This is a genomic window from Novosphingobium sp. PC22D (assembly GCF_002556635.1).
Classification (GTDB): Bacteria; Pseudomonadota; Alphaproteobacteria; order Sphingomonadales; family Sphingomonadaceae; genus Novosphingobium.
The window spans coordinates 34,257-55,017 of the sequence record NZ_MWMO01000018.1 but is presented as its reverse complement, the minus strand read 5'-3'; the positions used below and the strand labels follow the sequence as shown (position 1 = coordinate 55,017).

22 protein-coding genes are annotated in these 20,761 nt (G+C 66.5%); 11 read left to right on the top strand and 11 right to left on the bottom strand.

Annotation, left to right across the window (positions count from 1 at the left end; genetic code table 11):
• Positions 1–7 precede the first annotated feature (7 nt).
• Positions 8–778: a class I SAM-dependent methyltransferase gene (locus tag B2G71_RS20270; protein ID WP_098108484.1), complete on the top strand. Its 771-nt coding sequence runs from the start codon at positions 8–10 to the stop codon at positions 776–778.
• Between the two features lie 13 nt (positions 779–791).
• Here B2G71_RS20270 and B2G71_RS20265 read toward each other — a convergent pair whose 3' ends face one another.
• Positions 792–1,184 (bottom strand): nuclear transport factor 2 family protein, encoded by a 393-nt coding sequence (locus B2G71_RS20265; RefSeq protein WP_098108483.1) that lies wholly within the window; start codon positions 1,182–1,184, stop codon positions 792–794.
• Between the two features lie 107 nt (positions 1,185–1,291).
• On the opposite strand from B2G71_RS20265, the gene B2G71_RS20260 reads away from it, so the two are divergent.
• Positions 1,292–2,248 (top strand): TIGR03557 family F420-dependent LLM class oxidoreductase, encoded by a 957-nt coding sequence (locus tag B2G71_RS20260; protein WP_098108482.1) that lies wholly within the window; start codon positions 1,292–1,294, stop codon positions 2,246–2,248.
• An 8-nt stretch (positions 2,249–2,256) separates the two neighbouring features.
• Here B2G71_RS20260 and B2G71_RS20255 read toward each other — a convergent pair whose 3' ends face one another.
• The 6 genes from B2G71_RS20255 to B2G71_RS20230 all read right to left on the bottom strand — a co-directional run bounded on the left by B2G71_RS20255 (position 2,257) and on the right by B2G71_RS20230 (position 8,621).
• Positions 2,257–2,916 carry an inner membrane-spanning protein YciB gene (locus tag B2G71_RS20255; protein ID WP_098108481.1) on the bottom strand — a complete coding sequence of 220 codons (660 nt, stop codon included), beginning with the start codon at positions 2,914–2,916 and terminating at the stop codon, positions 2,257–2,259.
• Entirely contained in the window at positions 2,916–3,854 is a 939-nt protein-coding gene (ftsY, locus tag B2G71_RS20250) for a signal recognition particle-docking protein FtsY (RefSeq protein WP_098108480.1), read from the bottom strand. Before ftsY ends, B2G71_RS20255 begins: the two co-directional genes overlap by 1 nt.
• A complete protein-coding gene (locus B2G71_RS20245) occupies positions 3,851–5,035 on the bottom strand; it encodes a MiaB/RimO family radical SAM methylthiotransferase (RefSeq protein WP_098108479.1) in 1,185 nt (394 codons plus the stop codon). Before B2G71_RS20245 ends, ftsY begins: the two co-directional genes overlap by 4 nt.
• On the bottom strand, positions 5,032–5,850 hold the full coding sequence (gene dapF / locus B2G71_RS20240; protein WP_098108478.1) for a diaminopimelate epimerase: 819 nt from the start codon (positions 5,848–5,850) through the stop codon (positions 5,032–5,034). The genes B2G71_RS20245 and dapF overlap by 4 nt, the downstream gene beginning before the upstream one ends.
• A 59-nt stretch (positions 5,851–5,909) precedes the next feature.
• The gene (locus B2G71_RS20235) at positions 5,910–7,592 is read right to left on the bottom strand and encodes an EAL domain-containing protein (RefSeq protein ID WP_240530254.1); all 1,683 of its coding nucleotides are present in this window, start codon (positions 7,590–7,592) and stop codon (positions 5,910–5,912) included.
• A 93-nt stretch (positions 7,593–7,685) separates the two neighbouring features.
• Positions 7,686–8,621, bottom strand: a complete 936-nt coding sequence (locus B2G71_RS20230) for a 2-oxoglutarate and iron-dependent oxygenase domain-containing protein (RefSeq protein WP_098108477.1) — start codon at positions 8,619–8,621, stop codon at positions 7,686–7,688.
• A 62-nt stretch (positions 8,622–8,683) separates the two neighbouring features.
• On the opposite strand from B2G71_RS20230, the gene B2G71_RS20225 reads away from it, so the two are divergent.
• From B2G71_RS20225 to B2G71_RS20215, 3 genes are all read left to right on the top strand, one after another.
• On the top strand, positions 8,684–9,097 hold the full coding sequence (locus B2G71_RS20225; protein WP_098108476.1) for an EVE domain-containing protein: 414 nt from the start codon (positions 8,684–8,686) through the stop codon (positions 9,095–9,097).
• Positions 9,098–9,195: 98 nt separating this feature from the next.
• The gene (locus tag B2G71_RS20220; protein ID WP_098108475.1) at positions 9,196–9,378 is read left to right on the top strand and encodes a CsbD family protein; all 183 of its coding nucleotides are present in this window, start codon (positions 9,196–9,198) and stop codon (positions 9,376–9,378) included.
• A gap of 177 nt (positions 9,379–9,555) precedes the next feature.
• Positions 9,556–9,801, top strand: coding sequence for a hypothetical protein (locus B2G71_RS20215; RefSeq protein ID WP_098108474.1), 246 nt, complete (start codon positions 9,556–9,558; stop codon positions 9,799–9,801).
• A gap of 4 nt (positions 9,802–9,805) precedes the next feature.
• Here the strand turns inward: B2G71_RS20215 and B2G71_RS20210 are convergent, their stop codons facing one another.
• Positions 9,806–11,116, bottom strand: a complete 1,311-nt coding sequence (locus tag B2G71_RS20210; RefSeq protein ID WP_098108473.1) for an MFS transporter — start codon at positions 11,114–11,116, stop codon at positions 9,806–9,808.
• A 118-nt stretch (positions 11,117–11,234) separates the two neighbouring features.
• On the opposite strand from B2G71_RS20210, the gene pgsA reads away from it, so the two are divergent.
• The 3 genes from pgsA (at position 11,235) to B2G71_RS20195 (ending at position 13,998) form a co-directional block, all read left to right on the top strand.
• Positions 11,235–11,828, top strand: coding sequence for a CDP-diacylglycerol--glycerol-3-phosphate 3-phosphatidyltransferase (gene pgsA, locus B2G71_RS20205; RefSeq protein WP_098108516.1), 594 nt, complete (start codon positions 11,235–11,237; stop codon positions 11,826–11,828).
• Between the two features lie 68 nt (positions 11,829–11,896).
• Positions 11,897–12,676 (top strand): energy transducer TonB, encoded by a 780-nt coding sequence (locus B2G71_RS20200; protein WP_240530253.1) that lies wholly within the window; start codon positions 11,897–11,899, stop codon positions 12,674–12,676.
• 122 nt (positions 12,677–12,798) lie between these two features.
• Entirely contained in the window at positions 12,799–13,998 is a 1,200-nt protein-coding gene (locus tag B2G71_RS20195; RefSeq protein WP_240530252.1) for an MFS transporter, read from the top strand.
• Positions 13,999–14,002: 4 nt separating this feature from the next.
• Here the strand turns inward: B2G71_RS20195 and B2G71_RS20190 are convergent, their stop codons facing one another.
• Genes B2G71_RS20190 through B2G71_RS20180 form a run of 3 tightly spaced genes read right to left on the bottom strand, consistent with a single transcriptional unit; the run spans position 14,003 to position 17,621 of the window.
• Complete coding sequence (locus tag B2G71_RS20190) at positions 14,003–14,899, bottom strand: hydrogen peroxide-inducible genes activator (RefSeq protein WP_098108471.1); 897 nt, start codon at positions 14,897–14,899, stop codon at positions 14,003–14,005.
• 9 nt (positions 14,900–14,908) lie between these two features.
• Positions 14,909–16,093, bottom strand: a complete 1,185-nt coding sequence (gene rnd / locus B2G71_RS20185; protein WP_098108470.1) for a ribonuclease D — start codon at positions 16,091–16,093, stop codon at positions 14,909–14,911.
• A 34-nt stretch (positions 16,094–16,127) separates the two neighbouring features.
• Positions 16,128–17,621: a hypothetical protein gene (locus tag B2G71_RS20180; protein ID WP_098108469.1), complete on the bottom strand. Its 1,494-nt coding sequence runs from the start codon at positions 17,619–17,621 to the stop codon at positions 16,128–16,130.
• A gap of 178 nt (positions 17,622–17,799) precedes the next feature.
• On the opposite strand from B2G71_RS20180, the gene aspS reads away from it, so the two are divergent.
• From aspS to B2G71_RS20165, 3 genes are all read left to right on the top strand, one after another.
• Positions 17,800–19,629, top strand: a complete 1,830-nt coding sequence (gene aspS / locus B2G71_RS20175) for an aspartate--tRNA ligase (RefSeq protein ID WP_098108468.1) — start codon at positions 17,800–17,802, stop codon at positions 19,627–19,629.
• 234 nt (positions 19,630–19,863) lie between these two features.
• Entirely contained in the window at positions 19,864–20,295 is a 432-nt protein-coding gene (locus B2G71_RS20170) for a VOC family protein (protein ID WP_098108467.1), read from the top strand.
• 109 nt (positions 20,296–20,404) lie between these two features.
• Positions 20,405–20,641 (top strand): acyl carrier protein, encoded by a 237-nt coding sequence (locus B2G71_RS20165; protein WP_007679564.1) that lies wholly within the window; start codon positions 20,405–20,407, stop codon positions 20,639–20,641.
• The last annotated feature ends 120 nt before the right edge of the window (positions 20,642–20,761 follow it).

Sequence of the window (20,761 nt, the reverse complement as noted above, 5' to 3'; positions counted from 1 at the left end):
ACCTCGCATGCGCCGTTTGCCCGCTCTTTCGATCACGATCCTGCTGGCTGTCGCCGGCCCGTCCGCTTTCGCCGGGACCGTCCCGCCGGACAGCTTCGTCTCGGCCCTCGCCGATCCGCGCCGCGACGAGCCGGCCCGAAAGCTCGACGACAGCCGCAAGCCAGCCGAGGTGCTCGCCTATCTCGGGCTCGAGGAAGGCATGCGCGCCGCCGACATCATGACGGGCAGCGGCTACTGGGCCGAGATCATGGCGTCGGTCGTCGGTCCCGAGGGTAAGGTGACGGCGTTCGAGCCGGAACAGTTCTACAAGAGCCCTGAAGAGCAGGTGAAGTGGAAGGCGATCGTCGCGGGCTGGCCGGAAGTCGAATGGGTGCGCTATCCGTTCGAGGCCTTTTCGGCCGCGCCCGGCAGCTTCGATTTCGCCATCATCAATCTGAGTTATCACGATCTCTACTGGGAATCGGAGAAATTCGGGATACCCCGCTCCGACCCGGACGCGTTCGTGAGCGCGCTTTTCGCCGCGATGCGCCCGGGCGGCATCGTCGGTATCGTCGATCATGTCGGCCTGCCGGGTGATACCCGCGCGATCGTGGACAAGCTCCACCGCATCGACCCGGCGACGGTGAAGCGCGACTTCGAAAGGGCCGGCTTCGTGCTCGAGGACGCCAGCGAATTGCTCGCCAATCCCGAGGACGATCACACCAAGCTGGTGTTCGATCCGGCGGTGCGTTTCAAGACCGACAGGTTCGTCTACCGGTTCCGCAAGCCCAAGGGCTGATACCGGTCCGGATTCAACTGGCGGCGGCGATGACCGCGAGCGGATTGAGATACTCGGTGTGCTCGATGATCACGCCATTGCGGATGCGCACGAAGATCACGTAGCTGTTCGCGTAGGGTCGGCCGCTGGCCATGGTCGTTCGCGCGTTCGCTGTGACGACGACAAGTTCGGGGTCCTCGGTGCGCAGGATCACCTTGTCGCTGAACACCAGCGGTTCGCGGCCCCGGGCGGACTGCGCCAGCGCCGCGCGCGCCGTCTCGCGTCCGGCGAATTCGGTCGGCAGGCCTTCGGGCATGAACGGCAGGCGCAGCACGAAGTCCTCGGCGACCCCGCCGGGATACTCGTCGAAGTCCCCTTGCGGCATGTGCTCGAGCCACTGGCTCACCTGTTCGACGATATCGGACACGGGGCTCTCCTGAACATTTGTCTCCTGACCCTAGGGGCAGGAGCGCGTTCGCGAACCATCTGCGTTTTCGCGCATTGCCTTAAGCAAGAACGAAAGCGGAGAACGTGATGACGAAATTCGGATACAAGCTCATGACCGAGGAGCACGGGCCCAAGGCGCTCGTCGAGAACGCCGTCCGGGCCGAGCAGGCGGGGTTCGATTTCGTCTCCATCTCGGACCACTTCCATCCCTGGCACGAAGCGCAGGGCCACTCGCCCTTCGCCTGGAGCGTGCTCGGCGCGATTGCCCACGCGACGACGAGGATCGGCATCACCACCGGGCTAACCTGCCCGATCATCCGCTATCACCCCGCCATCATCGCGCAGGCTGCCGCGACCATCGCCGTGATGAGCGAAAACCGCTTCAGCCTCGCCGTCGGGGCGGGCGAGCGGCTCAACGAACACGTCACCGGCGAGCTTTGGCCTTCCACGCCCGAGCGCCACGCGATGCTCGGCGAGGCTGTGGAGATCATGCGCATGCTCTGGTCGGGCGGGGTGCACAGCCATGTCGGCGAATTCTTCTCGCTCGATCATGCGCGTCTCTACGACTTGCCCGAAGAGCCGATCACGGTGACGCTGGGGGTAAGCGGCGCCAAGTCGGCAGCGCTTGCCGCCGAAGTCGCCGACGGAATCATGGCGACCAGTCCCGATGACGGGCTCATCGAAGCCTTCGCCAAGGCCAAGGGCAAGGCGGGGCCCGCCTACGGCGAGGCCGCGCTGTCTTATGCCGCACACGAGGATGCCGCGCTCAAGCAGGCGCACGAACGCTTTGCCTTCAGCGCCTTCGACTGGACGGTGAACAGCGAACTGCGCGATCCCGCCGGCTTCGATGCCGCGAGCAAGTTCGTGCGGCCCGAGGATATCGCCGCCAATGTGCCGTGCGGGCCCGATCCCGAAAAGCATCTCGAAGCGATCCGCCAGTGGGTCGATGCCGGTTACGACCACATCGTCCTGCTCGGCGTCGGGCCCGACCAGGAAGGCTTCATTGCGTTCTGCGAGAAGGACCTCTTTCCCAAGCTCAAGTAGGCTTCAGGTCAGTCGGCGGGCGGGTTCTGGACCATTTCCTTCTCGGCGGCCTCGCCCATGCCGTGCTTCAGCACCATCGGGATCTGCGAGAAGGTGAACACGAACGAGAGGGCGGTGAAGCCCCAGAGCTTGACCTGCAGCCAGGTCCCGAAGCTGACCGAATACATCAGCACGGTGTTGAGGATCGCGAGGAACACGAAGAACACCGCCCAGTTGCGCGAGAGCTTGAGCCAGCCTTCGTCGGTGAGCCCCTCGAACGCCGATTGCAGCAGATAGCGCAGCATCGGCTTGCCCTTGATGAGGCCGATGAACAGCACCGCGGCGAAGAGCAGGTAGATCGCGGTCGGTTTGATCTGGATGTAGAACGGATCGTTGAGCAGGACGGTCAGTCCGCCAAATCCGATGATCAGCACGGTCGAAAGCCAGACCATCGGCGAAACTCGGCCCAGCCGCCATTTCGAGACGATCAGCGCGATCACCGTCGCGACCATGAACGCGATCGTGCCCTTGGTCACCGCGAGCACGACGCCGAGGCCGTTGTTCTCGTCCTCGGGAGCGAAATGCCGATAGACCAGGAAGAACACGAGCAGCGGCCCGAAATCGACCAGCAGGTTGATCCACGAGGACTTGGGCTTCTCGCCCGCTGCGGGAGGCGTGGTTCCGCTCATCACGCGATCCCCACGATGACGCGCGCGACGAGGTCGGGGTCGAACGGGCGCAAGTCGTCGATCTTCTCGCCGACGCCGATGGCGTGGATTGGCAGGCCGTACTGCTCGGCCGCCGCGACCAGCACGCCGCCGCGCGCGGTGCCGTCGAGCTTCGTCATGACGAGTCCGGTCACGCCCGCCACTTCCTTGAAGATCTCGATCTGCGCCAGCGCGTTCTGGCCGTTGGTGGCATCGAGCACCAGCACCACGTCGTGCGGCGCTTCGGGATTGAGCCGGCCGAGCACGCGGCGGATCTTGGCCAGTTCCTCCATCAGCTCGCGCTTGTTCTGCAGGCGCCCGGCGGTGTCGACGATCAGCGCGTCGGTGCCGCGATCAGTCGCGGCCTTGACCGCGTCGAACACGATGCTTGCCGGATCGCCGCCCTCGGGGCCCTTCACGATGTCGACGCCGAGCCGCTCGGCCCAGACAGCGAGCTGGCCGATCGCGGCGGCGCGGAAGGTATCGCCCGCCGCCAGCATCACCGCGTAGTCCTGCTCCTGGAACAAGTGCGCCAGCTTGGCGATCGTGGTTGTCTTGCCCGAGCCGTTGACCCCGATCACGAGGATCACTTGCGGGCGCGGGAAGGCCACGATGTCGAGCGGCTTGGCGACCGGGCGCAGGATCTCGGCGATCTCGCGCGCGACCGCTTCCATCACCGCCCGCTCGTCGGCATCGTGGATGAAGCGTTCCTCGGCGATTTTCTCGCGAATCCGCGCGGCGGCGCGAGGGCCGAGGTCGGACATGATCAGCGCGTCCTCGAGGTCGTTGAGCTGACTCTCGTCGAGGCGCGACCCGCCGACGATCCCGGCGATGTTCTGCGAAAGGCGCTCGGAGGTCTTGCGGAAGCCTCCGAAGACTCGCTGCGTCCAGGCGTCGGTGGCGGGAGGTTCACTCGTCATTGCAGCATTCCTTCGACGACCGCGCGGGGCGTCAGATCGATCAGGGCCGCGCGCGCCGTGCCTTCGGGCAGGCGCACCGGCGCGAAGTTGGCGGCATGGCCGGTCCCGTCGCTCTCGGCAAGCACCGAAAGCGGCGTGCCGACGAGACCTTCGAGCCAGCGCATCCGTTCGGCGGCGACGGCGGCGCGCAGCTCTGCGGCACGCGCCTTTATGGTCGGGCGTGCCACTTGCGGCATGCGCGCGGCAGGCGTGCCCGCGCGCGGCGAATAGGGAAAGACGTGCCCGTGGACGATGCCGAGATCGGCGATCGCCGAAAGGTTGGCGGCATGCATGGCCTCGTCCTCGGTGGGAAAGCCCGCGATCAGGTCGGCGCCGACGGCGAGGTCGGGGCGGGCGGCGCGCAGTGTCTCGACAAGCGCCGCCGCGTCGCGCCGGGTGTGTCGGCGTTTCATGCGCTTGAGGATCATGTCGTCGCCCGATTGCAGCGAGAGATGCAGATGCGGCATGAGGCGCGGCTCGTGCGCCAGCAGGTCGAGCAGTTGCGCGTCGATCTCGGCGCCGTCGATCGACGAGAGGCGCAGGCGCGGCAGTTTCGGGAACCGGCGAAGGATCGCCGCGACGAGTTCGCCGAGGCGGGCATCCGCGCGCAGGTCCGGCCCCCAAGAGCTGAGGTCGACGCCGGTGAGCACCACTTCGCGCGCGCCCGCTTCGAGGTGCAGGCCGATCGTCTCCAGCACTTCGGCGACCGGCCGCGAGCGCGCCGGGCCGCGTCCCTGGGGAATGACGCAGAAGGTGCAGGCGTGGTCGCAGCCGTTCTGGACCGCGACGAAGGCACGCGAATAGGCACCGTCATGACCGGGCTGCGGGCGTGGCACTGGTGCCGGTACGTTCCAGACGCGCGGATCGAGCTTGGCCTGGTTGGGTACGAGGCCGTCGACTTCGGGCATCCGCGCGATCGCCTCGCGCTCGACTTCGGCGGCGCAGCCGGTGACGAGCAGCCGCGCGGCGGGCCGCTCACGCCGGGCGCGGCGGATCGTCTGGCGCGTCTGGCGCATGGCCTCGGCGGTCACCGCGCAGGAATTGACCACGACGAGATCGTCGTCCGGAGCGAGCAGGCCGCGCAGCGTCTCGCTTTCGGAGAGGTTGAGGCGGCATCCGAGCGAATGCACGGTCACGCTCAAGCCGTCGCTCCGTAGTCGGCGGGCTCGAAGGTTCCAGTGAAGCTGATCGTCGCGGGGCCGGTCATGCGGATATGCCCGTCGGCCTGCCAGGCGATCGACAGCGTTCCACCCGGAAGCGTGACCTCCACGTCGCGGTCGGCCAGGCCGCGCCGCATCGCGCCGATCGCGGTCGCGCAGGCGCCGGTGCCGCAGGCGCGGGTCTCGCCGGCGGCGCGCTCCCATACCCGCAGGACGATCGAACTGCGCGTGGTGACGCTGGCGACGTTGACGTTGACGCGGTCCGGGAACAGCGGATCGTGCTCGATCATCGGGCCGAGCGACGCCAGATCGATCGCCTTGGCGTCGGGCACGAAGAAGATCACGTGGGGATTGCCGACGTTGACGGCGGTGGGCGCGTCTAGCACGTCCCAGCCGACCGGCATCGTCAGCGTGTCCATGGCATAGGAGAGCGGAATCGCATCCCAGTCGAAGCGCGGCTTGCCCATGTCGACCGAGATGCCGCCTTCGTGCGGCTCGGTCCGCAGGATGCCGGCGATGGTCTCGATCCGCGCCTTGTCGCCGTGGAGCAGGCCGACGGCGCGCGTGGCGTTGCCGCAGGCCTCCACCTCGCCGCCGTCCGGGTTGAAGATGCGCATGCGCATGTCGGCGCGCTGGGACGGCTCGAGCAGGATGAGCTGGTCGCAGCCGATCCCGGTGCGGCGATCGGCAAGCGCCGCCGCGAACGCGCCGGTCATCGCCGGCACGGCTTGTGCGCGCGCGTCGATCACGACGAAGTCGTTGCCCAGGCCGTGCATCTTGGTGAAGGCGATCGCCATGGCCGCGATCTATGCGCTGGACGGGCGAACGTCCAGTCCGCCGGCGCGTGTTTCAGGTGTCAGCCGTTGCTGACCGCTCTTTGCGGCGGCATGGTCTCTTCGCGGCCGTGCCCCCCGGTTTCGGATTGTCGGGGGCGCGTGACCCGTCCCTTGCTCTCGAGCCAATCGCGCACGACGGTAGCCGGTTGCGGGCGTCCATAGAGATAGCCCTGACCCTTGAGCGGGCCATAGGGCAGCAAGTGCTCCAGCACTTCGCTGGTCTCGATGCCCTCGGCGGTGATCGGCAGCTTGAGACCTTGTCCGAGCATCGCGATCGAATGGACGATCGCGGCGCTGTCCTTGTTCTCGACGATGCTGCTGACGAAGCTGCGGTCGATCTTGATGCGGTCGAACGGCAGGCTGCGCAGTTGCGCGAGCGAGCTATAGCCGGTGCCGAAATCGTCGAGGCTGACGGTGATGCCCTGGTTCTTGAGGCTGGTGATCAGCGAGCGGACCTGCACCACGTTGTCGTGCAGGCAGCTTTCGGTGATCTCGATCTCGAGCCGATGCGGCGGAAAGCGCTTCTCGGTCAGCAGCCGCAGCAGCTTCTGGGCGAACCAGGGGTCGCGAAGCTGCACCGGCGAGACGTTGACCGCGAGGCTGAGCGCCGGGTCCCAATCGCGCGCATCGTCGAGCGCCTGGCTGATCACGCATTCGGACAAGTCTCCGATCGCGCCGATGTCCTCGGCGATCGGGATGAAGATGTCGGGCATGATCAGACCGAAATCGGGCGATTCCCAGCGCGCCAGCATTTCGTATCCGGTCAGCTCGCCGGTCTGGAGGTCGATCTGCTGTTCGTAGTACGGCACGAACTCGCCGCGCGGGATGCCGAGGCGGATGCCGGCCTCGATCTCGCAGCGGAAGCGCATTTCGTCGGCCATCGGTCCTTCGAACCAGTAGTAGCTGTTCCGGCCCTGCCGCTTGGCATGGTACATGGCGATGTCGGCCATCTCGAGCAGGCCGCGCGCGTCGCCTTTGATCGTGCCGCCCAGCTTGGAAATGTCGGAGCGCGCGATGCCGATCGAGGCGGTCACGTCGACTACGACGTTTCCGCAGTCGGTCGGCTGGGCGATGCGGTCGACGAGGCGCGAGGCGACGCGTTCGACGAGCGCGGGAAGATCCGACTTGAAAGTCACCGCCACGGCGAACTCGTCTCCGCCGATCCGGCCGACGATGGCGTCACCCGGCACGCAGCCGGAGATCCGCGTGGCGCACGCGCGCAAGAGGATATCGCCGGTCTGGTGGCCGTTGTAGTCGTTGACCTGCTTGAAGTTGTCGAGATCGATCATCAGCAGCGCGACCGCCGAGCCTTCCTCGGCCGCCTTGGCGATCCGCGCGTTGACGGCATCGTCGAAGCTGCGGCGGTTGAAGAAGCCGGTCATGGGATCGGTCTCGGCGAGCATGCGCGCCTGCTGTTCGGCCTGGCGCCGCAGCGTCACTTCCTCGGCGAGTTCGCGATAGCGGCTCCAGCCGAAGATGATCAGGGCGATGTTGAGCAGGAAGGCGCCGACCAGCGCGCTGTCGGGACCCTTGCCCCGGCCCAGGAACGAGTTCAGCACCTCGGGACCGACGGTGCCGCCGATACCGACGAACAGGATGATGGCGGCCGCGACGATGCAGATCGCGATGACGTCGCGGTCGGCATCTTCGTGGTCGATCAAACGGCCATCGTTGTGCTCGGCTCCTGCCGGGTGCCTGTCCAAGACGCGCCCCTTTCGATTGCGGAGATCGCAATATCTTACGGGGCTGAAATATTCGTTAAGTGCGGGTGGCCTTTCGGACAGGAAAAGAGGGGCTCAGGTCTTGAGCCCGATTTCGCGCAGCCGCTCCTGCAAGTAGTCGTCGGCCGTGATCCGCTCGGGATAACGATCGGGGTTTTCTTTCGTTATACACTGCGGCAGCGTCTCGAAGACGAAATCGCTGCGCAAGTGGACGAAGAAGGGCATCGAATAGCGGCTGTATCGCGCGCGTTCCCCGCTCGGGTTGCGCACCCGGTGCGTGGTCGAGGGCAGGACGTGGTTGGTCAGCCGCTGGAGCATGTCGCCGATGTTGACGACCAGGGCTCCCTCGGGCGGAGCGACCGAGAGCCACTGGCCGTTCTTGCCCAGCAGTTCGAGCCCGGCTTCCTCGGCGCCGAGCAGAAGGGTGATGAGATTGATGTCTTCATGCGCGCCGGCACGGATCGCGCCATCGGCATTTTCGGTGACGGGAGGGTAGTGCAGCAGCCGCATGACCGAGTTGCCGTCCTCGATCGCCGGATCGAACCAGTTTGCCGGCAGGCCGAGGTCGACGGCGATGGCGCGCAGCAGCTCTGCGCCGACCCGATCGAATGCGCCGTAAAGCGCGGTGAAGGTCTCGCGGAAACCCTCGGGCCGCTCGGGCCAGATGTTGGGCGGCATCGTTGTCGCGAGCGGATGGCCCGGCGGCAGGTCGCGCCCGACGTGCCAGAACTCCTTGAGGTCGGTCACGCTCGCGCCCTTGGCGATCTCGGTGCGGAACGGCGTATAGCCGCGCGCGCCGCCCTGGCCGGGGACGTGGTAGCGCATCTTTTCCTCGAGCGGCAACTCGTAGAACGCCTTGGTCAGACGCCAGGCCTCGGCGATCAGGCGCGCGTCGATACCGTGGTCGCGCACCATGGCGAAGCCGTTGCGGCGAAAGCTCGCGCCGATCTCGGCCGGCAGCGCGGCTTTGCCGTGCGCGAGGCTGAGGACGGGGATTTCGGCAAGTTCCATTCTGGCAATGTCCCGTTGGAATCGTCTATCGCGCCGCTCTAGTCAAAAATGAAGGGCGATGCATGGCAAAGAGCTACTGGCTGATGAAATCCGAGCCCGACGCCTATGGCTGGGATGATCTCGTCGAGCAGGGGGAGGGGACCTGGGACGGCGTTCGCAACCACCGCGCCGCGAACAATCTTCGCGCGATGAAGGAGGGTGACGAGGCATTCTTCTATCATTCCAATATTGGCCGCGAGATCGTCGGCATCATGACGATCAGCAAGGCGGACATGACCGACCCCACCGATCCCGAGGGGAAGTGGGCCGCGGTCAAGGTCAAGCCGGTGCGCAAGCTTGCCCGGCCGATTACGCTCAAGGAAATCAAGGGCGATCCGGGGCTGAAGGACATCGAACTCGTCAAGCTCTCGCGGCTCTCCGTCGCGGTGATCACGCCCGAGGAGTGGGACCACATCATCGGCCTGTCGAACAGTTAGAACGCCTTGTCGTCCCAGCGGAACCATCGGTCCGGGAAGATCGTTGGTATTGCAACGGTCCGGCGGATTTTTCGCTGGAAAGACAAGGAGATATTCTCATGGGTGAACTCAAGGACAAGGCCAAGGGCATCGCCAACGAAGTTGCCGGCAACGCCAAGCAGGCTGCGGGCCGTGCGGGCGACGATCCTTACCTCGACGCCGAAGGCCGCAAGCAGGAACGCAAGGGCGAAGCCCAGCAGGCCGCCGGCAAGGTCAAGGGTGCGCTCGGCGACAGCATCTGAGCGAACGCCGACGCAAGCGATCGCATCGCGATCGACGAAAGGCCGCTCCTTCCGGGGCGGCCTTTTCGTTTGCGCGTCCGGTTCCCGCGAAGACCTGGCCATGCGCGCCACGTCCCAATTCGGGATAAGGATGTTGCCGCGCTGGCAGGATGGTAAATAAAGTCTTAATCTGCGGGCATGAGCAGAAAACGCCGTGCCCTTGTTCTTTGCGACGAGACCGCCAAACACCACTACCTGCGGTCGCTTCCGCCCCATGTGCGCCGGGTCGGGGTGAGCGCCAGCGTCGCGAACAGCGCCGACGCGCGGGTGAGCGCTAGCGTCGCGAACAGCGCCGACGCGCGGGTGAGCGCGGCCAGCGACTGGCGCACGTTCCTGGCGGTCTATTGCGTGGGCTTCGTCGCCGTTTCGGCGTTCATCGTCTGACGCGTCAGGCGGCCTGCGCCGCGCGCTCCGCCTTGAACAGGCGATAGCCGAACCACGCCGAGATCAGGCAGCAACCCGCGACGACGAGAAGCTGCTTGACGACCGCGATCCCGATCAGGCTCAGCAGACCGGCGACGATCGCGCCGCCCGTCATCGCGCCCGAGTTGACGATGTTGTTCGCCGCAATGGTCCGCGCGGTCTGCGACTTGGGCACGAAGGTCGTCAGGAAGGCGTAGAGCGGCACGACGAACATCCCGCCCGAAACGGCGATGCCCAGCAGCGAGATCAGCAGCATCGGCGCGAGCGGATGCATGATGAAGCTCGTTACATCGAGCATCTGCGTCCCGTCCGCGACCGTCCAGGCGCTGCATACCGATTCGAAGACGAGGAGGAAGGCGCCCATCGCGATCACCGAGATCGGCGAATACCGCGCCGAGACCGCGCCCTTGAGCAAGGCGTTGATCGAGACCGAGCCGATCGCCACGCCCACCGAGAAGATCACCAGGAACAGGCTCGCGACTTCCTTGCTCGCGAAGAGCACGTTCTTGGCGAGAGGCGTGAACTGGACGAACAGGATCGTGCAGATCGCCCAGAACACGCTGATCGCGACGATCGCGAGGAACACCCGGCGATCGTGCATGGTGCTGTCGATGAGCCGGTAGGACGAGCGCAGGAAGTTGAAGTCGAGCGGCTCGATCTCGCCCTGCGGGGGCGCGGGCGGGACCTTGCGGGCGGTCAGCGCGCCGGCCGCGGCGACCAGCAGCACGACCACCGCCGCGTGTTCGACGCCGATCCAGCCGGCGACGATCGTTCCGGCGAGCACCGCGATATAGGTCCCGGCCTCGACCAGCCCGGTGCCCGCCAGGACTTCCTCGGATTTGAGGTGCTGCGGCAGGATCGCGTACTTGATCGGGCCGAAGAAGGTGGAATGCACGCCCATCGCGAAGAGGGCGAGCAACAGCAGCGGGATCGACAGGGTCTGGATCGCGACGCCTTGCCAGGCGAGCACGAGCCCGACGGCGCCGACCAGCATGATGAATATCTCGCAGACCTTCACGACGCGGATGATCCTGGCCTTGTCGCGCATGTCGGCCAGTTGCCCCGCCAGCGCGGAGAGCAGGAAGAAGGGCGTGACGAACACGCCGGACGCGATCGCGCTGAACCACATCTCCGCGCTCTCGGAGTTGTACACCGAGTAGACGACGAAGAAGACCATCGCGTTCTTGAACAGATTGTCGTTGAACGCGCCAAGAATCTGGGTGGTGAAAAGTGGCAGGAACCGTCGGGCGCGGATCAGCTGAGTCGAGGTCGTCATCAGTCCATTTCAAGCTGTCCGCCCATCCTCGCCGGACACTTAATGCCACCGCGCGGACGCACAAGCCCCGAGCGCGACTTTATTCCGTCGCGAAAAGAGGGCAATGGGGCCCTTCGACATGCTGACCCTGCCCAATCTGCTCACCCTGTCGCGGATATTCGCGGTGCCCTTGCTGGCCTTCCTCCTGTGGTGGCCCGACTGGGAGTTCGGTTACGGACTCGCCTTCGCGCTCTACTGCTCGATGGGCATCACCGACTACTTCGACGGCTATCTCGCGCGCTCGAGCGGCACCGTATCCAAGCTGGGTGTCTTTCTCGATCCGATCGCGGACAAGATCATGGTCGCGGCCGTGATCCTCGTCCTGACGGCGCAGGGCGTGCTGCGCGGGCCATACGTGGGGGACGCGCATGTCGTTGCCGGGCTCGTCATCCTGATCCGCGAGATCGCGGTTTCGGGGCTGCGGGAATTCCTCGGGCCGCTGCAGGTTTCCGTGCCCGTTTCCAAGCTCGCCAAGTGGAAGACGGCCTTCCAGATGATCTCGCTGGGGGCGCTGATCCTCGGCCGCGCGATGCCCTGGTGGAACGTCCCGGTCGACGAGATCCTGGTCAACGTTCCGCATACGATCGGCCTCACCACGCTTTGGGGGGCCGCGGCGCTGACCCTGATCACCGGCTGGGACTATCTGCGCGTCGGGCTCAAGCACATGGACTGAGCCGTCTTGCGGACGATGCGACAATGTCTCGATTGCCGCCCTGGGCCTAACGGACGTAAACGGGCCTCATGATTCGCGCTGAGACGTTGTCAGGGTCCGGCTACCGGCCAGGCTCACCGCGCCAACGCGCGGTCTCGATCGTGCTCTCGCTCGGCGTCATGGCGCTGCTGGCGCTGCTCGCGCTTCTCTTCCAGGCGCATGCTCCCATCGCCAAGCGGCTGCCGAACCTGACGACCTTCTCGACCAGCGACAGCGAATCGGCCGCCGCACCCAAGGCAGAGCAAAAGAAGCCCGAGGCCAAGCGGCCCAAGGTCGTGCAGAAAGAGGCCGAGCCGCCCAAGCTGCCGAAGGCCCCAAGGCTCAGCGACAAGACCGAAGTGCGCGAGGAAGGGCTCGATTCGATCCCCGGCTTCATCAAAATGGACCGCAAGCAGTTCGCCGCAGCGGACATCAGCAAGATGCAGGGCCCGCCCGATACCGGCGGGGGGGCGGGTTCGGACGGCAGTGGTCTTGCCATGCAGGGGCCCGGCGAGGGGCCGGGCGGTGTCCGTCTCTACAACGCCGACTGGTATCGCAAGCCCACCCACGCCCAGCTCGCGACCTACATGCCGCGCAACGGAGCGCGCACGGGTTGGGGCCTGATCGCCTGCCGCACGATCGAGGACTACCGGGTCGAGGACTGCCAGATCCTCGGCGAATCGCCGCGCGGATCGGGCTTCGGCCGCGCGGTGCAGGAGGCGGCCTGGCAGTTCCGCGTGGTTCCGCCAAAAGTGAACGCCAAGCCGCAGATCGGGGCTTGGGTGCGGATTCGGATCGACTATACCGAACGCGGGTCCGAGGCCGGCTAGCGGCGGCAGATTTCGTTGTGCAACTGCGATAAACCGGAGTGCGGCAGGGCTGGTATTCGCGCGGCTTCGCGCCCATCTGCGCTCGCATCGCTTTGTCGCAACGCAGCGTGAAGGGTTGTTTCTTGTCATCGCCGATCGCCCGACGGAGCCCCGGGCTCATCATCTTCGCCTTGTCGGTGGGCGCCTTCGCGATCGGCACGACCGAGTTCGCGGCGATGAGCCTCCTGCCGTTCTTCGCGGCCGATCTCGGTATCTCCGAGCCCGTGGCGGGGCACGTGATCAGCGCCTATGCGCTTGGCGTCGTGGTCGGCGCGCCGGTCATCGCGGTGCTTGCGGCGCGCCTCTCGCGCCGCACCCTGCTGATCAGCCTGATGGCCCTGTTCGCCGTCGGCAACGGCCTCTCCGGGATCGCGGGCAACTATCAGGGCCTGCTGGTCTACCGCTTCATCAGCGGCCTGCCGCACGGCGCCTATTTCGGCATCGCCTCGCTGGTCGTGGCATCGATGGTCCCGCTTGATCAGCGCGCGCAGGCGATCAGCCGCATGTTTCTCGGGCTCACGATCGCGACGATCATCGGCGTTCCGGCGGCCAATGCGCTCGGCCAGCTCCTGGGCTGGCGCGCGGGCTTCCTCACCGTCTCGGTGCTCGCGGTGGCGACGATGACGCTCGTGGCGATCGCGGCGCCGCATGACCGCCCCTCGAGGCACGCGAGCCCGCTGCGCGAACTGGGGGCGCTGCGCAATCCGCAGGTTCTGCTCACGCTGCTTTCGGGCGCGATCGGCTTCGGCGGCCTCTTCGCGGTCTACACTTACGTCGCTTCGACCCTGATCGAGGTGACCGGCGTTTCCGAAGCCTACGTGCCGCTCGTGCTCGGCGTGTTCGGCGTGGGCATGACGGTGGGCAACCTCGCCGCGGGCAAGGCGGCCGACCGCGCACTTGAGCGCACGGCGATCGCGGTCTTCGTCTGGGGGGCGGTGTCGCTGGCGCTGTTCCCGGTCATGGCGTGCAACGTCTGGACGCTCACTCTCGACATGCTGCTGATCGGCTGCGCGGGCGGACTCGGCCCGGTGCTGCAGACGCGGCTGATGGATGTCGCCGGCGATGCCCAGGCGCTTGCCGCCGCCGCGCATCACAGTGCCTTCAACCTTGCCAACGCGCTCGGGCCCTGGCTCGCCGGGCTCGCGATCGCGGCGGGCTACGGCTTCACCGCCAGCGGCTGGATCGGCACGGCGCTCTCGCTTGCGGGACTGGCCGTCTTCCTCGCGGCGCTCGGGCTCGAGCGGGCGGGCTCGCGCGCGCGTTCGCCGGCCGGAGGCTGCTGAAAGCTCAGCCGGCGCGCAGCTCGTCGGCCAGCATCCGGAATTCGTCCGCGCGCGGCGAATTCTTGCGCCAGACGAGCGCGATCTCGCGATTGGCGTTTTCGGAGACCAGCGGCCGTGCGACCACGTTCGTGCCGGTGAGAATACCGGCGTCGAGCGCCATCTCGGGCAGCATCGTCAGTCCCAGGCCATTGTCGACCATCTGCACCAGCGTATGCAGGCTTGTGCCGATCATCGTCGCGCTGGCGCGCAGCTCGGGCCGGTTGCAGGCCGCCAGCGCGTGGTCCTTGAGGCAGTGCCCGTCCTCGAGCAGCAGCAGCCGCGTCTCGTCGATCACTTCGGGCTGGACCTCGGCGGGCGGATCGCGCGGGTCGTCCTTGGGAAAGGCGACGAAGAACGCGTCGAGCTCGATCGTCTCCTTCTCGACCTCGCCGGTGGCGTAGGGCAGGGCGAGCAGCACGCAGTCGGCGCGGCCGTGATGGAGCGATTCGATCGCCGCCGCGCTCGGCTCCTCGCGCAGGAAGAGCTTGAGGTTGGGCCGCTCGCGCCGCAGCCGGGGCAACATGCGCGGCAGCAGAAACGGCGCGATCGTGGGGATCACGCTCATCCGCACTTCACCGGAGAGCGGCTTGCCGCTCGACTGGACGAGGTCGGAAAGCTCCTCGGTCTCGCGCAGGATGCGGTGCGCCTTCTCGACCACCGCGTTGCCCAGCGGGGTGAAGCGCACCGCGCGCTTGGTGCGTTCCACCAGCACGACGCCGAGCAGCGCCTCGAGATCGCGCAGGCCGGCCGAGAGGGTCGATTGCGACACGAAGCAGGCCTCGGCCGCGCGCCCGAAATGCTCGTGCTCGTGCAACGCGACGAGGTATTGCAATTGCTTGAGCGTAGGCTGGTAGACCGTCATGCGCCGGGGCTAGCCGCCGGCGCCCGCGTCGTCGACGTGCGTCATCTTGAGCTTGCCGTTCTCGACCGCGAAGGCGAGCTTGCCTTCGACGAGATCGAGTGCGTCGTGGCCGAAGACGTCGTAGCGCCAGCCTTGCAGAACGGGCAGGTCCTTGCGCACGCCCGCGGCCAGAAGCTCGAGGTCGTCGCTGCGCGCGAGCAGCCGGGCGGCGGCGTCGATCTCGCGGGCGCGGATCTTGAGCAGCAGCTTGAGCAGGTCGGCGACAAGCGCGCCTTCCTTGCCGAGCGGCGCGCCGCGCGGCGCGCGCGGCGGCATCTCGTTGTCGGACAGCGGCTTTGCCGCTTCCAGCGTCGCCATGAGCCGCTTGCCGATCTCGTTGTCCTTCCAGCCCTGCGAGAGCCCGCGGACCTTGGCGAGATCGGCCTGCTTCTTCGGCGGGTGATTGGCGAGGTCCGCCAGCGTCTCGTCGCGGGCGATGCGGCCGCGCGGGATGTTCTTGTCCTGCGCTTCCATCTCGCGCCAGTGGGCGATGGCCTTGAGCCGGCCCAGCATCGCCGCGTTGCGTCCCGATGCCTTGATCCGGCGCCAGGCCTGCGAGGGATCGTTGCGGTAGTTCTCCGGATCGGCGAGCTTTTCCATCTCCTGGTCGAGCCACTCGCCGCGGCCGGTCTTCATCAGCCGCTTGAGGATCTTGGGGAAGATCTTCGACAAGTGGGTGACGTCGCCGATGGCATACTCGATCTGGCGGTCGGTCAATGGCCGGCGCGACCAGTCGGTGAAGCGCGCGCCCTTGTCGATGGTCAGGCCGAGCCACGATTCGACCAGGTTCGAATAGCCGATCTGCTCCGACTGGCTGATCGCCATCATCGCGATCTGAGTGTCGAAGATCGGATGCGGCGTGCGGCCCGTCAGGTTGTAGATGATCTCGACGTCCTGCCCGCCGGCATGGAAGACCTTGAGCACCTCTTCGTTGCCGGTCAGCAAGTCGAGCAGCGGGCTGAGGTCGATCCCGCTGGCCATCGGATCGACGGCGGCGGCCTCTTCGGTGTTCGCGATCTGCACCAGGCACAGCTCGGGCCAGTAAGTGTTCTCTCGCATGAATTCGGTGTCGACGGCGACGAAGTCCGATTTCGCGAGACGCCCACACAACGAGGCCAGGTCATCGGTGCTTGTTATCAGCGGATGAATCTTCATGTGTCAGGCGCGTTACGCCTAACGCGAGGCCGATTCAACTTCGCGTTAGGAAGCGGCCGAAAAGCCGTTGGATCAGGCTTTCCTTTTCGACGTCCTGCGTCTGGGCGATGGACTCGGCAGTCACGAGCTTGTGGCGCAACTGCTTGCCGGTCACATGGATGCCCGGCGGAGGCAGGTGCCAGGCGAGATCGTCTTCGCTGTCCTCGCCATCCTCGATCAGCTCGGCCGGTTCGTCCGAGGCGGGGGCATCGTCCTGCCTGAGCTCGCGCAGCTCATCCTGCCACGACGTGTACTGCGCGCTTGACGCTTGATCCTGCTCGGAATTTTCAAAGTCGTCCGCAGGCCTGCCGGTTTCTGCAGCGTGTGACTGCGGAGGCGGGTCACCCCAGTCGATGGCGCCGAAATCGATCTCCTCGGGCTGCGCCGCGAAGCCGTATTCGTCTTCGTCTTCCTCGTCGTCGTCGTCCGCAGCCTCGTCCGAGTCGCTCAGTTGCAGGAAGCCTTCGGGCAAGGCCTGGTCCGGCGCGGTTTCGGCAGGCGCTTTTGCGATTTCGCCGCTCTCGGCTGCTGGGAGCGGCGGCTCGGCGCCACCGGTTTCGTCCGAATCGACTGCTGGTTCACGGTCGGGTCCGGCCGGCGCGATTTTCGCATCGGGATCGAGCGGTTCGGTTGGCGGCGGCAGATCTGGCTCGGCGGGAGGAGGCAACTCCGCTTCAATCGCATCGATATCCGCCGAGTCCGCCCAGTCCGCCGAGTCCGCCGATGTGGGCGTGGGCGGGGGGGCGACGTCCGCGACCGGCGGCACGCTCGCGGTCACGATGTCGAGCGCGGTGGCGACCGGCGCGTCGAAGCCGGGATAGCTGTCGACGCCCGCCACGAACACGGCGAGCGGGCGGCACATGTCCTCGCGGCGGATCGTTTCCCTGACGCCCGCGTGGATCAGCGCGGCGACGTAGGCGGCGCCGATCGCATAGGCCTGCGCGTCGGCTTCGCTCGTCGGGATTGCCGGGTCCGCGACTCGCGCGCCGAGATCGACGACCGCACCGTAAAGCGCGTGAATGCCGCGAACCGCGAGCGTCTCGTCGCAGGCGTCGGCCGAGCCCTGCCATTCGGCGCCGTAGGAGGAATACCCCTCCATCAAGGCGTCCCTGTCGCATTCCGAGAAGGGGAAGGCGCTGTCGGTGTAGAAACAGGTCTCGACGAAGGGATCGAGGCGCCCTTGCTCGTCGGGGCTCATGCCGATCGCGGCGGGGTCGGCGATCTCGATGCCGATTGCGGTAATCGGATAGCTGTCGCGATCGAGTTCGCGCATGCGATCCTTCAGGCTGCTCCAGCCCTCGATCGTGACGTCGGATGCGCGCGCTTCGAGGAAGGAGGCCGGCAGGGGGCCGTCCGCTCCGCAATAGGGCGCGAGCAGCCCGGCGAGGTGGGAAAGGGCGCGATCGACCTCGTCGTCACGCAGAAGCATCTCGATCTCGCGCAGGAATTCGCGTTCGCCGAGCTCTCCGATCGTGACTTCCGCAAGCATGTCCTACCCATCGCAGCATCTTGGTTGAGCAGAACTATCTCGCAATGGTTTATAGGACCTTACATGGCCCCGCCGGTGCCCGATACTCGGGGTGGTGGCGCTTGGACTGGAAATCCGCTTGCCAGTCGACTAGGGGGCTCGGCTTGCCGTTCAGCTCCATCGTGAAAAGCCGAAGCTCATGACTCATCCCTACCGTTCGCACACCTGTGGCGCCCTGACGGGTGCCGACGTCGGGCAGACCGTCCGCCTTTCCGGCTGGGTTCACCGCAAGCGCGACCATGGCGGCGTGCTCTTCGTCGACTTGCGCGACCACTACGGCATGACCCAGATCGTCGCGGACAGCGACAGCCCGGCGCTCGCGCTGTTCGAGACGCTGCGCGTCGAAAGCGTCGTCACGATCGACGGCGAGGTGAAGGCGCGCGACGCGGCGACCGTCAATCCGAACCTCGCCACCGGCGAGATCGAGGTTTTCGCGCGCTCGGCCACCGTGCTCGGCCGCGCCGAGGAACTGCCGATGCCGGTCGCGGGCGAGCAGGAGTACCCCGAGGACATCCGCCTGCGCTATCGCTTCCTCGACCTGCGCCGCGAGACGCTCCACGCCAACATCATGAAGCGCACGCAGATCATCCGCGAGACGCGCCGCCGCATGGAGGACATCGGCTTCACCGAGTTCTCGACCCCGATCCTCACCGCATCCTCGCCGGAGGGCGCGCGCGACTTCCTGGTGCCGAGCCGCATCCACCCGGGCAAGTTCTTCGCGCTGCCGCAGGCGCCGCAACAGTACAAGCAGCTCCTGATGGTCGCGGGTTTCGACCGCTACTTCCAGATCGCGCCGTGCTTCCGCGACGAAGACCCGCGCGCCGACCGCCTGCCGGGCGAGTTCTACCAGCTCGACCTGGAGATGAGCTTCGTCACCCAGGAAGAAGTCTGGGAGACGATGGAGCCGGTCATGGCCGGCATCTTCGAAACCTTCGCGGAGGGCCGCTCGGTCACGCCCGCGGGCGAGTTTCCGCGCATCCCCTATGCCAAGGCGATGCTCGACTACGGCACCGACAAGCCTGACCTCAGGAACCCGATCGTGATCCGCGACGTGACCGAGGCGTTCAAGGGATCGGGCTTCGGCCTGTTCGACAAGATCGTCGGCACCGGCGGTGTCGTGCGCCTGATCCCGGCGCCCAACACGGCGGACAAGAGCCGCAAGTTCTTCGACGAGATGAACGAGTGGGCGCGCTCCGAAGGCCATGCGGGGCTTGGCTACGCGACGCGCAAGGGCGGCGAATTCGGCGGTCCGATCGCCAAGAATCACGGTCCCGAGAAGATGGCGGCGCTGTTCGACGCGCTCGGTCTCGGTCCGGACGACGGTGCGTTCTTCGCGGCGGGCAAGGAAGAGCAGGCCGCCAAGCTGGCGGGTGCGGCGCGCTCCCGCGTGGGCGAACAGCTCGACCTGATCGAGAAGGACGCGTTCCGCTTCTGCTGGATCGTCGACTTCCCGTTCTTCGAGTGGGACGAGGAAAACAAGAAGCTCGACTTCGCGCACAACCCCTTTTCGATGCCGCAGGGCGGGCTGGAGGCGCTTCAGAACGAAGAGCCGCTCACGATCAAGGCCTATCAGTACGATATGGTCTGCAACGGCTACGAACTGGCCTCGGGCTCGATCCGTAACCAGCACCCTGACCTGATGGTCGCCGCGTTCGAGAAGGTCGGGCTCTCGCAGGCCGATGTCGAGGAGCGCTTCGGCGGCATGTACCGCGCGTTCCAGTATGGCGCCCCGCCGCACGGGGGCATGGCCGCCGGCGTCGATCGTATGGTCATGCTGCTGTGCGGCGTGCAGAACCTGCGCGAGATCACGCTGTTCCCGATGAACCAGCGCGCCGAGGACCTGCTGATGGGCGCGCCGAGCCCGGCGGAGGCGAAGCAGCTTCGCGAACTGCACTTGCGCGTGATCGAGCAGGCCAAGCCCGAGGCGGCGGCCAACCCCGCCAAGGTGGTCGCGCCCGACGCGGGGTAGGCGCGCGCAACCGGAAACGGCGGAGGCCCGCGAGGCAAGGTCTCGCTTGTCTCGCGGGCGGCCGAAGCGTATATTTCTGGGCGTCAGAAATGGGTAGGCCGGCTCTGGTTGAGTCGGTCGCCGTGCAGCCTTCGTAGTGTTGGAGGGCAGCGCGGTTCCAGGCGGCCTTCGGGTCAGCCCCATGGCCTTGGAACCGGATCGGCAGTCGATCCGGCAGGCAATGGAGTGTACCCCATGGACAAGTCTCTCATGCAGCAGATTTCGCTCGTCACCCTGGGCGTGGCCGATCCGGCGCGCGCCAAGCGATTCTACGCCGAAGGCTTCGGCTGGGCGCCGGTGTTCGAGATGGACGATCTCGCCTTCTACCAGATGAACGGCCTCGTGTTCGGCATCTGGGACAAGGCCCAGCTCGCCGAGGACATGCTGCGCCCCGCCGCGGCGCCCGGCTCGATCGCGCTGGCGCACAACGTCGCGAGCCGGGAGGCTGTCGACGCCGCGATCTCGCGGCTTCTGGCCGCGGGTGCGACGCTGCTGCGCGCCGCCGACGCGCCCCCGCACGGCGGCTATCGCGGCTATGTCGCCGATCCCGACGGGCATGCCTGGGAGATCGCCTGGAACCCCGCCTGGGCGATCGAAGAAAGCGGAGCGATTACTTTCGCGCTGTAATCGGGCTCGACGGGCCGGGCCAATCTTGCGCAGCGGACTTGCAACGGCCCTTCCCCCGCATTAGGGCGACTGGCAAGATTTCATCCTCCCATTGAGAAGGGGCCAATACATGAGCGATACCGCCGATCGGGTTAAGAAGATCGTGGTGGAACACCTGGGCGTGGAAGCCGAGAAAGTCACCGAAGACGCAAGCTTCATCGATGATCTGGGTGCGGACAGCCTCGACATCGTCGAACTGGTCATGGCTTTCGAAGAAGAATTCGGCGTCGAGATCCCCGATGACGCGGCTGAAAAGATCAGCACCGTCTCCGACGCGATCAAGTACATCGAAGAGAACAAGGGCTAACGAGCCCGGCTTTGCCGCTTTTCCCCGCGGCGGGAGGCCTCGCGGTTTTTCGCTGGGATAGCGGCAAGAATTTGGCGGGCTCGGCCTCGGGGGAGGCTCGGGCCTGTCGCGTTTCTGGAG

What these genes read in the sequence shown, in the direction of transcription:
- pgsA (WP_098108516.1), top strand. Translation starts at nt 11,235, where the DNA reads ATGCTGACCCTGCCCAATCTGCTCACCCTGTCGCGGATATTCGCGGTG.
- B2G71_RS20165 (WP_007679564.1), top strand. Translation starts at nt 20,405, where the DNA reads ATGAGCGATACCGCCGATCGGGTTAAGAAGATCGTGGTGGAACACCTG.
- B2G71_RS20190 (WP_098108471.1), bottom strand. Translation starts at nt 14,899, where the DNA reads ATGACGGTCTACCAGCCTACGCTCAAGCAATTGCAATACCTCGTCGCG.
- B2G71_RS20260 (WP_098108482.1), top strand. Translation starts at nt 1,292, where the DNA reads ATGACGAAATTCGGATACAAGCTCATGACCGAGGAGCACGGGCCCAAG.
- B2G71_RS20230 (WP_098108477.1), bottom strand. Translation starts at nt 8,621, where the DNA reads ATGGAACTTGCCGAAATCCCCGTCCTCAGCCTCGCGCACGGCAAAGCC.
- ftsY (WP_098108480.1), bottom strand. Translation starts at nt 3,854, where the DNA reads ATGACGAGTGAACCTCCCGCCACCGACGCCTGGACGCAGCGAGTCTTC.
- B2G71_RS20180 (WP_098108469.1), bottom strand. Translation starts at nt 17,621, where the DNA reads ATGCTTGCGGAAGTCACGATCGGAGAGCTCGGCGAACGCGAATTCCTG.
- B2G71_RS20170 (WP_098108467.1), top strand. Translation starts at nt 19,864, where the DNA reads ATGGACAAGTCTCTCATGCAGCAGATTTCGCTCGTCACCCTGGGCGTG.
- dapF (WP_098108478.1), bottom strand. Translation starts at nt 5,850, where the DNA reads ATGGCGATCGCCTTCACCAAGATGCACGGCCTGGGCAACGACTTCGTC.
- B2G71_RS20225 (WP_098108476.1), top strand. Translation starts at nt 8,684, where the DNA reads ATGGCAAAGAGCTACTGGCTGATGAAATCCGAGCCCGACGCCTATGGC.
- aspS (WP_098108468.1), top strand. Translation starts at nt 17,800, where the DNA reads ATGACTCATCCCTACCGTTCGCACACCTGTGGCGCCCTGACGGGTGCC.
- B2G71_RS20200 (WP_240530253.1), top strand. Translation starts at nt 11,897, where the DNA reads ATGATTCGCGCTGAGACGTTGTCAGGGTCCGGCTACCGGCCAGGCTCA.
- B2G71_RS20220 (WP_098108475.1), top strand. Translation starts at nt 9,196, where the DNA reads ATGGGTGAACTCAAGGACAAGGCCAAGGGCATCGCCAACGAAGTTGCC.
- B2G71_RS20210 (WP_098108473.1), bottom strand. Translation starts at nt 11,116, where the DNA reads ATGACGACCTCGACTCAGCTGATCCGCGCCCGACGGTTCCTGCCACTT.
- B2G71_RS20270 (WP_098108484.1), top strand. Translation starts at nt 8, where the DNA reads ATGCGCCGTTTGCCCGCTCTTTCGATCACGATCCTGCTGGCTGTCGCC.
- rnd (WP_098108470.1), bottom strand. Translation starts at nt 16,093, where the DNA reads ATGAAGATTCATCCGCTGATAACAAGCACCGATGACCTGGCCTCGTTG.
- B2G71_RS20215 (WP_098108474.1), top strand. Translation starts at nt 9,556, where the DNA reads ATGAGCAGAAAACGCCGTGCCCTTGTTCTTTGCGACGAGACCGCCAAA.
- B2G71_RS20255 (WP_098108481.1), bottom strand. Translation starts at nt 2,916, where the DNA reads ATGAGCGGAACCACGCCTCCCGCAGCGGGCGAGAAGCCCAAGTCCTCG.